The organism is Tardiphaga sp. (assembly GCF_044340795.1).
GTDB lineage: Bacteria > Pseudomonadota > Alphaproteobacteria > Rhizobiales > Xanthobacteraceae > Tardiphaga.
In genome coordinates, this window is record NZ_JBIISY010000191.1 from 1 (window position 1) to 11546 (window position 11546).

At 62.9% G+C, this 11546-nt stretch carries 12 protein-coding genes; 3 read left to right on the forward strand and 9 right to left on the reverse strand.

Features of this window, described 5'->3' with window-relative positions; all coding sequences use genetic code 11:
* Together ACIQ17_RS24600 and ACIQ17_RS24605 are read left to right on the forward strand one after the other, a co-directional pair.
* Positions 1 to 256, forward strand: a 256-nt coding sequence (locus tag ACIQ17_RS24600) for a hypothetical protein (protein ID WP_398471870.1), incomplete at its 5' end; no start/stop codon positions are given.
* A gap of 281 nt (positions 257 to 537) precedes the next feature.
* Positions 538 to 1674, forward strand: coding sequence for a transglycosylase domain-containing protein (locus tag ACIQ17_RS24605; RefSeq protein WP_398471872.1), 1137 nt, complete (start codon positions 538 to 540; stop codon positions 1672 to 1674).
* Positions 1675 to 1698: 24 nt separating this feature from the next.
* On the opposite strand, the gene ACIQ17_RS24610 is transcribed toward ACIQ17_RS24605, so the two are convergent.
* Both ACIQ17_RS24610 and ACIQ17_RS24615 read right to left on the reverse strand, forming a co-directional pair.
* Positions 1699 to 2043, reverse strand: a complete 345-nt coding sequence (locus ACIQ17_RS24610) for a Lin0512 family protein (RefSeq protein ID WP_398471873.1) — start codon at positions 2041 to 2043, stop codon at positions 1699 to 1701.
* 18 nt (positions 2044 to 2061) lie between these two features.
* Positions 2062 to 2559 (reverse strand): DUF3016 domain-containing protein, encoded by a 498-nt coding sequence (locus ACIQ17_RS24615; RefSeq protein WP_398471874.1) that lies wholly within the window; start codon positions 2557 to 2559, stop codon positions 2062 to 2064.
* A 167-nt stretch (positions 2560 to 2726) separates the two neighbouring features.
* On the opposite strand from ACIQ17_RS24615, the gene ACIQ17_RS24620 reads away from it, so the two are divergent.
* The gene (locus ACIQ17_RS24620) at positions 2727 to 4169 is read left to right on the forward strand and encodes a DKNYY domain-containing protein (RefSeq protein ID WP_398471875.1); all 1443 of its coding nucleotides are present in this window, start codon (positions 2727 to 2729) and stop codon (positions 4167 to 4169) included.
* A 47-nt stretch (positions 4170 to 4216) separates the two neighbouring features.
* On the opposite strand, the gene ACIQ17_RS24625 is transcribed toward ACIQ17_RS24620, so the two are convergent.
* The 7 genes from ACIQ17_RS24625 to ACIQ17_RS24655 form a co-directional block, all read right to left on the reverse strand.
* Complete coding sequence (locus ACIQ17_RS24625) at positions 4217 to 4852, reverse strand: hypothetical protein (RefSeq protein WP_398471876.1); 636 nt, start codon at positions 4850 to 4852, stop codon at positions 4217 to 4219.
* Positions 4853 to 4950: 98 nt separating this feature from the next.
* A complete protein-coding gene (locus ACIQ17_RS24630) occupies positions 4951 to 6207 on the reverse strand; it encodes a serine hydrolase domain-containing protein (RefSeq protein ID WP_398471877.1) in 1257 nt (418 codons plus the stop codon).
* A gap of 147 nt (positions 6208 to 6354) precedes the next feature.
* Positions 6355 to 7095, reverse strand: coding sequence for an SDR family oxidoreductase (locus ACIQ17_RS24635; protein ID WP_398471879.1), 741 nt, complete (start codon positions 7093 to 7095; stop codon positions 6355 to 6357).
* Between the two features lie 86 nt (positions 7096 to 7181).
* On the reverse strand, positions 7182 to 8555 hold the full coding sequence (locus ACIQ17_RS24640) for an NAD-dependent succinate-semialdehyde dehydrogenase (RefSeq protein ID WP_398471881.1): 1374 nt from the start codon (positions 8553 to 8555) through the stop codon (positions 7182 to 7184).
* 182 nt (positions 8556 to 8737) lie between these two features.
* Positions 8738 to 9619: a helix-turn-helix domain-containing protein gene (locus ACIQ17_RS24645; RefSeq protein ID WP_398471883.1), complete on the reverse strand. Its 882-nt coding sequence runs from the start codon at positions 9617 to 9619 to the stop codon at positions 8738 to 8740.
* Between the two features lie 123 nt (positions 9620 to 9742).
* The gene (locus ACIQ17_RS24650; RefSeq protein WP_398471884.1) at positions 9743 to 10852 is read right to left on the reverse strand and encodes an aldo/keto reductase; all 1110 of its coding nucleotides are present in this window, start codon (positions 10850 to 10852) and stop codon (positions 9743 to 9745) included.
* A 163-nt stretch (positions 10853 to 11015) separates the two neighbouring features.
* Entirely contained in the window at positions 11016 to 11405 is a 390-nt protein-coding gene (locus ACIQ17_RS24655; RefSeq protein ID WP_398471885.1) for a type II toxin-antitoxin system VapC family toxin, read from the reverse strand.
* Between the last annotated feature and the right edge of the window lie 141 nt (positions 11406 to 11546).

The following is an 11546-nucleotide window of genomic DNA, read 5'->3' on the forward strand; positions in this document are numbered from 1 at the left end:
AATCATCGGCGGCTGCGGCTTTGAGGCGATCGAATATGTCCATGATCATTCACCTGGCAGATGTCGGAAGGTTACTCCCCTACGCAATATCGATGTCGCTGCATATGCCCGCCGGCGCAGCAAAACGCGGACGGCCCGCGCAGCTGTCTCCCATTTCCAAAAAGTGCTTTGCATTCCCTGGATACCGCGATATGTTCCCATTAATGGGAACACTTTTCCTCGAAACTTCGGGATCAGCTGGCTGACGCGTGCATGAATGTCATCGGACTGTCTCGCCTGAAAGCGCATGGCGCTGTCCATCCGAAGGCCCTGCCGGAATTGGCTGCGCTGGCAGCATTCCTTCGCGCAGCCCCAGCGATGTCGGCTGACGCGCTGGCGAGTTGCCTGCCGAATATCACGGTGACCACACAGGGCCCCGCTATCGATCTTCTCATGTCGACAGCGGGGTGTCGGATCACACTTCTCGTCGATGAAAGACTGCAGACGGTGCATGTCGCGAAGGTCGTGACAAAGGACCGAAACTAACGGAGCGGACGGATGTCTATCGCGGTGAAGCCGATCAGAAGTGCCGAGGATTGCGCGCATGCCCTCGCAGAAATCGATCGCCTCTTTGGCGCGGAGCCCGGGACGGAGGCAGCCGATCGTCTGGAGATCCTGTCGATCCTGGTTGCCGATTACGAGCGGCGCCACGTGCAGCTCCCCGAGCCTGACCCGATCGCCTTTCTCGAATTCGCCATGGCTGGTCAGGGACGCAGCCAGTCCGATCTCGCTCAACTGATCGGCTCGCGCTCCCGCGCGTCAGAGGTTCTCAAGAGGAAGCGTCCGCTCTCCGCCGAAATGATCGAGAAGATCGTGGCGGCATGGCGCCTGCCTTACGATCAGCTCTCGCGGCACTATCGCGTCCAGTCGCCGGTGCTACGCCTGATGAAGCGCGGCGCCATGGCGACCGGCGTCGTGCTCCTCGCCGCAGGCATTACGTTATCGGCCGCCTTCTGGAGCTACGGCACGGTGCTGCCCGGCGTTGCTGACCTCAAAGCCTATGCTGAAACGAATCCCGTCACGCAACGCACGACCCCGGCCGGACCGCCGCAATTCGTCGCCATGCCAGATATTCCCGTCCATGTCGTCAAGGCGTTCCTGGCTGCCGAGGACAGGAGCTTCTTCGGACATGGCGGCTACGATCTACTCGCCATCCTGCGCGCGTCGCTGTTCTCGATTCCGGACCTCCTGGAAAACAAGAAGCCATCGGGCGGCGCGACCATCACCCAGCAGCTCGCGAAAAACATGCTGCTTGCAGGGGAAAGCCCCTCGGTCTCGCGGAAGATCAAGGAGATCATTCTGGCCCGACGGCTGGAGCATGCACTAAGCAAGACGCGGATCCTCGAACTCTATCTCAATACGATCTATTACGGCGGCCCTGCCTATGGCATCGCCGATGCCGCATCGTTCTATTTCGGCAAAACCATCGGTCAGCTCTCGATTTCCGAGTCCGCCTATCTCGCAGCGCTGCCAAAGGCACCGAACACCATGCGGATCGACGTTGCCGAGAACATGGAACGTGCGCGCCTGCGGCGCGATTGGGTGCTGTCGCGCATGGCTGATGACGGGCTCATCACATCTGCCGTCGCGCGAATGGCGCAAGGAGATCCGCTCCAACGGAGCGTGGCGCAGTAAATTCCCCGGCCTCTCGGCGACGGCTCACTTGCCGTCGTCGAGACTCACGATGACCGCCGCATTGGCCATGAGAATGCCATCGGTGCCGCTCTCGGCGGGAATGTCCAGCCCGCCCTGCACCGCCTTCACGGTCACGGTGCCATAGGGCAATTCCTTGGCGACGGCGTCCGTATCGACCGCTTCGGGATTGGGCACACCGATGGTCACATCGACGAACATGTCATGCGGCGTCTTGCCGACCATGCGGAAGAAGCCGACGCTGGAATGCCGGATTGCATCCGACACCGCGCGCTTCGCCGCCTTGGTCGCGTCACGCCCGTGAACGTCGACGCCCATGCCCATCTCGGTGATACAACGCACGCGTGCCATTGATCGTCTCTCCGTGTTCTAGAACCTGTCGCGCGGGAACATGCGCCTGAACCAGTCGTCAAGCAATGCCTTCTCATAGACCAGGCGATCGCCGCCGAAACGCGCGGACGGATTCATCTGATAATTGATGTCCGTCAGCGTCTCCTCGCCGCTGCGCGCCCGTCGCCCCTTCTCGTTCAGCACATAGCGCAGCTTGATCCGCGGCGGCGTGACCCCGCGCATGATGCGGACATCGCCCATGCTGCCGCCACGCCAGGGCTCTTCCATGCCAGCGCGATCGATGTCGAGAATGTCGATGGTCAAGATCTGACCGGGCGCAAGAAACTTTCCGCCCAGCCTTTGCAGATAGGCTCTGATCTCGGCGAGCGTCCCTGCATCGGCGGACCGAAACCCGTTCGATCCCGCATCGGTGAAACCCTCGGGATTGACGAAGCGGACATTGACGCCGGCGAAGCTCGATGTCGGCATGAGCATCGCAAAAGCCACGGCTGCGGCAAGGTGCGCTCTTCTCCACATGGTCATACTCCGGCTCCCTGTGCAGCGCGCCGATGCGTCCGGCATCGCAACGCTCATCCTATTTATGCCCCACTCATTCGGGATCTTGCGGGACCGGCTCACGATAGCGGCCATCTGCGTCTCGCCCTCTCCCCACGCATCCTGACAGACACATGACGGAGACGATCTTGACCGCACCTTTCACCGTGCTCGACGGAAGCGTCATGCTCACCGGCGATGGCAGCGATGCTCCTGTCGCGATCCAGGGCGGCATTACAGCCGATGAATTCGAAATCATCCATGCATTTTGCGATGGCTATTTGTGGGCCGGCTATCTGCGCGATTCCCGTGGCATCTGGTGGTTTCACGCCCGCAACAGAAAGGCGCTGTTCGTCACGCCCGATGCCGACGGTTTTCGCGCCATCGACGATGATTATGGCGTGAGCGCCAGCGGCGTCTATCTCGAGGATCGCCCGGTGCCGGATGCCGACCCCGCGAGTTTCGCGCTGGTGCCGAACAGCACCTCCTTCGCCCGCGATCGCTACCGGCTCTATGTGAAGAACGGCAGCCACTTCTTTCATTTTGACCGGCTCGACATGGACACGCTGGTCGCCAACGGTCCGTTCGTGGGCGACAAGGACAACCTGTTTCATCTCGGCGGTGCGCTGACCCCGGCCAATGGCGCCAAGACCCACGAGACCGTGCAGTATTCGCTGCATGACGAACACGACATGTTGCTGAAGGACTGGTTCGCGAAGCACCACGCCGGCATCGTCGGCTGGTGGCATCCCGACTATCGCGGCAAGGCGGATGGCGCGCAGCCGATCGCCCATGACTGGTTCAGGACGCAACACGCCGTATTCCATCGCGAGGTGCATCAAGCCGGGCGACGCATGGAGGAAACATTCAACCTCCTGCACGGTGCCGATCCCGCGACATTCGAGGCGCTTGATGCCGATCACGGGCGGGACGCCGAGCACGTTTTCTGTCGCCAATGCAGGATCGTCGGCGCAGACCGCTCCACCTTCACCGCGCTTGGCGGACTGTTCGGCAAGGACGGGCATGCAGTTTACTACAACGGATACCAGATCGACGACGCCGATCCAGAGAGTTTCATGATGGTCGGTACCGAACGTCCGTTCGCCACCGACAATCAGCGCGTCTACACCTCCACATTCGCACGCACGCATTCGCCATTCGGCCATCCCGACCATGTGGTCGCTCCGCTAGACAAGGCCGATCCGCGCAGCTTCCGCGCATTCGGAAAGCGCGGTGCCTGGGCCGCGGATGCAAGCCGGGTCTATCTGCATGGCGAGCACAAGAAGAAGCTCGATGCGGCCAGCTTCCGCTTTCTTGGCGAGACCGAAACCAATGGCTGGGCACAGGACGACAACGGCCTGTACCGGTCGCAGGGGAGCATGGTGGTCGCCGGGATCGATGGACGCCGCTTCGTCAAGCTGAACGCATTCTGGGGCCGCGACGACAAGGCCGTGTTCAGCTTCGTCACCGGCGCCGTGCAGAAGGCGATCGACGCAAAAACTTTCGAGGTCACCGACGACATCGGCGGCGCGCGGGACATTGCCGCGAATTATCGCATCGCCGACGGTGCGATCAAGAAGACGAGATCATAGCGCGCATCCGGCCGATTGCCCCTCATGGCATCCGGCCTGTGCCATGATCAGGGCAGCGGCGTCGGCTTGGGCGCGATCACCAGCGGCGCCGATGCCGGGGGCGGCGGCTCGGCGGTGGCGGGCACCACGGTCACGGGCTCTGCAGGAACCGCATCACGTGCCGGCGGCACGGATTCGAACGGTACCGGCGGCGCGGCGGGCGGCGCCGATGCCGTCGACAAGGACGGCTTGCAGAGCATGACGGTTGCAGCCGCTGCAACCATCGATGCCAGACTTTGAAGCTCGGTCGGCTGCCGCGGATCGCGGGCGACCAATGCCGCCTCATCGCGCAAGCGCGCATTGCAGTCGCAGGTGGGCAGACGCCCGGTCGGCGTGCAGGCATCGTGATGCATGCAGGCGACATCGAGCGCATCGATGGGTCCGCCCGGACGCGATCCGACGCCGCAATAATTACCGTGGATCAGGGTCAGGCCGTTGGTGGTGGGATCGAGATTCTTCGGATCGCGCGGCGTCGGAATATAGACGCGCGCCGGCGGCGTGATCACCACGGGTTCTGCGACAGGCGCTTCGCGTACAGCGTCCTGCGCATGGACAGGCGCGACTGCGACGCTGCCGGCACAAGCCAGCAGCAGCGCGGCGCAGGCGTATCGTAGCCACAAAGCAATCTGCAAGGGCCTGGTCATCATTACACGGTCCGGATAGCACCGACGGAGGTGTCGGCCGGAAAGATGACTCCCAACCCGCCGAAAAGTTCCCTTCGGCGGGTTCCCTTGGGGCCGCCTCAGCGGCCCGCGATCAGGTCCTTGGCCAGGGCCATATAGGCCGGCAGCGTCACGGGATCGTTGGCGGCATTGCCGGCGACCGGATGCGAGGCATAGCGCGCGATCACCATCTCGGCCTTGGGGTCGATATAGATGCCCTGCCCGTACACGCCGCGCGCCATATAGGCGCCATGCTCGTTATGCGTCACCCACCACTGATTGCGATAGGAGCCGCCGGGCAGCGTGGTGTAGCCGGCCGGCTTGAACTTTGCGGGATCGGCGCCGCGCTCGATGTCTTCCACCACCGCGGCCGGCACGATCTGGCGGCCATTGAAACGGCCGTGATTGCGCATGGTCTCGCCGAAGCGGGCGAGATCGCGCACCGTGGTCGACAGGCCACCGCCGCCGCTCTCGGTGCCGATGCGATCGACGTGATAATGCGCGTCCTCTTCCGCCCCCATGGGCGCCCAGATCCGCTCGGAAAGGAGATCGCTCAGCGTCGCGCCGCTGGCACGCCGGACGATGAAAGCAAGCACATCCGTATTGACGGTCTTGTAGGCAAAGGCCTTGCCGTGTTCGCCCTGCTTCTCCTGCATGCAGAGCAGCGCGAAGATGTCGGTCGCGCCCTGATAGTCCGGCGGGATGGGCGCCATGCCGTTGGCGCGGCGCAGGCTCCAGACATCGGAATTCCGGTCGGCATAGACCTCGGTGTATTTCAGCCCGGTGGTCATATCCATGACCTCATGCACGCGGGCATCGCCGAAGGCGCTGGTCTTCAGCTCCGGCACGTAGTCGGTGACAGGCGCCTGGGGATCGATCTTGCCTTCGGCGATCAGGATGCCCGCCAGCGTGCCGGTGAACGACTTCGTCACCGACATGGCGATATGCGGCTTGTGCGGCTTCAGCGCGCCGGCATAGCGCTCATGGATCAGCTTGCCCTTGTGCAGGACCACGATGCCATCGGCATAGGTCTCGTCGAACATTTTTGCAAAGGTCATCGGACGGCCGTCCATGGTCGTCGATTGCGAGCCGCCGATATCGCGCTCCTCGCGCGGCAGCACGGATGCGCCACCATCGCCGCGCCAGACGGCCACCGTCGGCACCAGCGAGCGCACATTGCTCCAGGCCCAGCGCAGTTGTGGGAATTCGCGGAAGCTATCGTCGTGAAACTTGATGAGCTTGTCCGGCGCCGGTGGGGAGCCCTTCATCCAGCCGAGAGCGTTGGGATCGGTTTCGGCCGCGGTGGCGGGCTGGGTCGGTACGGGGGCGTCGGACATCAGGCGGGCTCCGGAAGAAGGGAGCGTCTGTCGTAACATCACCGATGATCGTGCGCATCCCATCCCAGAGCCGGGCAGCAATGATGCCGTGCATGCCACGGGGCCGGAGCGATATCGCCGCTCCGGCCCCGTCACAAGCGGTCTCGTTCAGAACTCCTGCGCCGTCGGGCGCAGGACGATCTCGTTGATGTCCACATCGGCCGGCTGCTCAATGGCAAAGGCGATGGCCTTTGCAACGGAGCTCGCGGGAATCGCCGCCTTGTAGAAATCCGCCACCGCCGATTGCGACGTACCGCTGGTGCCGAGCATGAGATCGCTCTCCACTGCACCGGGCTCGATGGAGGTGACGCGCAGCCTGCTACCGACTTCCTGGCGCAGCCCCTCGGAAATGGCGTGCACGGCGAACTTGGTGCCGGAATAAACGGTGCCGCCGGGTGCGAACACCTTGGTGCCCGCGACCGAGGAGAGATTGATGATGTGTCCGCTCTCCTGCTTCAGGAACACCGGCAGTGCCGCAGCGATGCCATAGAGCGTGCCCTTCAGATTGACGTCGATCATGGCATCCCACTCATCGACATTCACCTCGGCCATGGGACGGATCGGCATCAGGCCGGCATTGTTGATGAGCACATCCAGCCTGCCGAAATCGGCGATGACCGCATCGACGACGGATTGGACCTGCTCTCTCCGCACCACGTCGAGTTGATAGGCACGTGCCTTGCCGCCAGCGGCCGTGATCTGTCCGACCACCTGTTCGAGCTTGTCCTTGCGGCGTGCCGCGACAGCGACGGCCGCGCCTTTCGATGCGAGATAACGCGCCGTCTCCGCACCGAGACCGGTGCCGCCGCCTGTGATCAACACGACCTTGCCTTGAATACCTTCGCTCATGATCGTTCTCCTGTGAATGATAATTGGAAGTTGCCTGGGACGAGAGTTGATTGGCGGTGACATGCATCACCGCCGGTTGCCGATGATCAGCCGTTCGAGACGGCGACCATCTTCATGTTGGCGAATTCCCTGATGCCGAATTCGGAGAGTTCGCGGCCGTAGCCCGATCGCTTCACGCCACCGAATGGCAACTCGGGTGCGGTCTGCGAGCGGGCATTGATCCAGACGGAGCCGGTCTCGATACGCGCCGCGAGCGCCGTGCCGCGCGCGACATCACTGGTGAACACCGCGCCGGACAGGCCGAAATGCGAGTCATTGGCGAGCTCGACCGCCTCGTCGTCATCCTGCACAACATGGACCTGCGCCACCGGGCCGAAGAATTCCTCGAAATAGGCAGGATTGTCGCGCGCGACATTGGTGAGAATGGTGGGCATGTAGAAGGCGCCCGGTCCGTCGATGATCTTGCCGCCATAATGAAGCGTCGCACCCGCCTTCACGGCACGCTCCACCTGCCCCGCTATATCGTCGCGGGCGCCATGGGACGATAGCGGCCCCATGCCCACGGTCTCGTCCATGGGATCGCCGACCCTGGTGGCGGCAAAGGCCGTCGTGAGCTTGTCGAGAAACTTGTTGGCCACGTTCTTGTGCACGATGAACCGCTTCATGGCGTTGCAAGCCTGGCCGGCCACGTAGAGACGTCCGCGCTCCGCTTCGCTGACGGCGAGATCCAGATCGGCATCATCGAGAACGATGAGCGCATCGGCACCGCCGAGTTCGAGCACTGACTTCTTGAGATATTTGGCGGCTTGGGCGGCAACGATGCTGCCGGCTTTTTCCGAGCCTGTGAGCGTCACGCCCTGCACGCGATCATCCGCGATCAGGGCCGCGATCTGATCGCCACTGGCGAAGAGATTGGTCCAGGCGCCGCGCGGCGCGCCGGCAGCCGTCATCAATTCTTCGAAGGCGACAGCGGACAGCGGCACGTTGCTGGCGTGCTTGGCGAGCACCGGGTTGCCCACGGCGATGGCCGGCGCCGCCACGCGGATCAGCTGATAGAACGGGAAATTCCACGGCTCGACGGCGACCAGCACGCCGACCGGGTGATATTCGACCCAGGTCTTGCCCTTGGGCGTCTTGAGCTGCTGCGGGGCGAGAAACCTGTCGCCATTCTCACCATAATAGCGCGCGATGTCCGCCGTGACCTGAACTTCAAAACGTGCTTCCGAAATCCGCTTGCCCATGTCCTTGACCAGGACGCGCGCCAGCTCTTCGGACCGTTCTTCGACCAGATTGGCGAAGCGAAGCAGCAGATCCAGGCGCGGCTGCCGCGGGCCCTTGGACCAGTCGGACTTGTACAACGTATGCGCCGCCGCAAGCGCCGACTTCACATCGGCATCGCTATGATTGGGAAAGGATTTGTTCAATTCGCCCGTTGCCGGGTTGATGCTCTGATAGGCCATGACTGTCTCCTCGATGAACGTGTGTGGGAGGCCAGCTCGAACCGTTTCGAGTGGATCAGGACGTTCATTCCCGATGAGGCAGGTTTAGTCGGAGGCCGGCGTGCGGTATTTTCCGATCTTGCCGAGTGATGCGCAGATCTTGCTGATGTGCAGATCGTGCCGAGGGGCACGATTGCGCGTAATCAACGCCGGCACAGCTCGCGATACTGGCCAGGGGTCAGGCCGGTGGCCTTGCGGAAAACACGGATGAAATTCGCCTGCGAGCCGAAGCCGGTGTCGAGCGCAATCTGGACCATGGCGTCTCCGGCCCGTGCAAGCTTCTGCTGCGCAGCCTGAACCCGCCGATCGGTCACATAACGATGCGGCGAGGAGCCGGTGGCCTCGTTGAACAGGCGCGAAAAATGATAGGGGCTGAGATGCGCCTCGCGCGCCAGGGCGTCGAGTGAAATGTCATCAGCCAGATGCGCTTCGATATAGTCGATCACCCGCTTCAGCCGCCTTGAATCGAGCGACGGCGCCTTCACCGGCGTTACCCATTGATCGACGGAGTAACGGCCAAGCAGATGCGCTGCCAGAGCCGTGCGCATGCCATCGACGAAGAGCCGGTCAGTCGGCTGGATCGGCCGGTCCAGCAGGTCATGAAAGCCCAGGCCGATCTGATGCAGCATCGGGTCGGTGAAGCCGCCAGCATAAGCGAGCTCCGCCCGCGATGCATCGATCTCGTAGTCGATCAGCGCCCCCTGCTCGATCAGCGTTGGCGGCAGATAGATGTGCAGCGTTTCCAGCGGCGCCGAGAGCTCGATATTGCGCTCGAAAATCCCGGTCGGACAAATCCAGGTCGTACCCGATTGCGCAAATGTCTTTTGTGTATCGCCATCACCGGTCCGGCGCACGATCGATCGTCCGCCCAATGTCATGACGATTTCGTTGCATTCCAGTGTCAGATCGGATTGCAGTCCCGCTTCGAGCCGCCGACGCTCGATGCGCAAGCTCGTCCACTCGACGAGATCGCCGAGACGCTCGCTGGTGTGATACTTGCGATCTCCGTGCGCCTGCAGCGCCATGACGACCTCCGGTCGCAGGCTACCACAATACGGAGCATCGCCAACTGTTCCAGCGCAGGCGAGCGAGGCAATCCCGAAGCCTCACCCGCCATGCGCGATTGTCACTATTGACGGACGAAGCAATCAGCTCGGCACGGGCGCCTTGTCCTCGATCAGCTTCTCGCGCTTTAGCGCCGCCCAGAACTCCGCCGGCACCTTGGCGCGGATCGAGGCGGCGTTCTGCGCCACCTGGGTCGCCGAGCGCGCGCCCGGGATGATCGCCGAGACGGTCGGATTGGCCATGGCGAAATGCAGCGCGGCGGTGCGCAGATTGGTGCCGTGCTCCTGCGCGAGCGCTGCGACCCGCGCCCGCTTCGCGCGCATCTCCGGTGGTATGGCCGCATAGTTGAAGCGCTCGCCGCCAGCGAGGAATCCGTCATTCAGCGGCGCGCCGACCACGATCGACGCATTGCGCTTGGCGACGACCGGCATCAGTTGGTTCAGCGCGTCGGCGTGCTTCACCAGCGAATATTGCGTCGCCGACAGGATGATGTCGGGATCGGCGACCTCGAAGGCCTTCAGCGCCGGTGGCAGCGTGTTGACGCCGAGCCCCCAGGCCTTGATGACACCGGCATCGCGCATCTTCGTCAGCTCGACAAAGGCGCCGGTCTTCGCCTTCTCGAAATGCTCGGTCCATTTTTCGCCCATGTCCTTATTGTCGGGCGACAGGTCATGCACGAAGACGATGTCGAGCCGGTCCATGCCCATGCGCTGCAGGCTCTGCTCCACCGAGCGCTTCACGCCATCGGCAGAGTAGTCGTATTCGTGCCGCATCGGCGGCGTCAGCATCCAGTTGCCAACCTTGGTACCACCCACCTTTGCATCCGGCACGAGCACGCGGCCGATCTTCGTGGAAATGATGAATGCGTCGCGCGGCTTGCCGTCGAAGAAGGTGCCGAAGCGTCGCTCGGACAAGCCGAGACCGTACCATGGCGACGTATCGAAATAGCGCACGCCCTCGTCCCACGCCGCCTGCATGATCCCCGCCGCCTGATCGGCTGGTGTCGGCACATGATTGCTGCCCACCTGCGTGCCGCCGATGCCGAAACGGCCGGCCGGGCGATAGCGGCTGGACTTGTCATTGACCGGCAAAGCCGCCACCGGCGTATTCGGCGCAGCCATCGCACCGCGCGCGCCGACGGCTAGCATGGCGGCACCGGTTGCGGCAGTGAGGAAAGTACGGCGGTCGGTCATGAGAGGCCCTTCATTTCATTCAGCGGAATGCTGAGTGAATGCGGGCGTCATGCCGGCGTTCCCGAATTCGCGTCGTGGCGAATAGACGCGTGCCGATGTCGGGATTTTGACTGGCTCAACCTGATGATGATTGAGGTCAAGCTTGCGCGCTTGACTTCACATTCTACAGCTGCGTCACCGCGACAGGTGAACGACCGGCTGCCACTTTGGCCAGCTTGCGATCGAAACTCAGAAACATGTCACATCCTGCGGCCTTTGCGAGATGCAGCGCGTCGGCAAAATCCATTCCCTCACCGACCCATTCGAGTGCGAGAGCAAGCAACGCAGGCTCCTCGACCGTCACACCGGGAAGTCCAGCCACTGCGGTCAGGGCTGCGACGACGCTGTCTGGTGCAAAGCCGTAACCGCTGCGTAGCACCCATTCGGTCTCCAGAAACACCGTCAAGGAAATGAAGACATCGCCGGCCTCGAATACGGCCCGCGCCTTTCTTGTCTGCTGCTTGTCATCAGCAACAATCAGGCGAATGACAACGTTGGTATCAACCGCGCGCACGACGTTTCGCCTCCGCCGCAACGGCGATATCCATGTCGTCCAGAGACAACGGCTTTCCGTCGTGGCGAAGAATGCCAACCACCTCGTCGATCGTCGTCGCGGGAAACAGCGGTGCAGCCTTGAGGAGCACGCCCTCCGGTG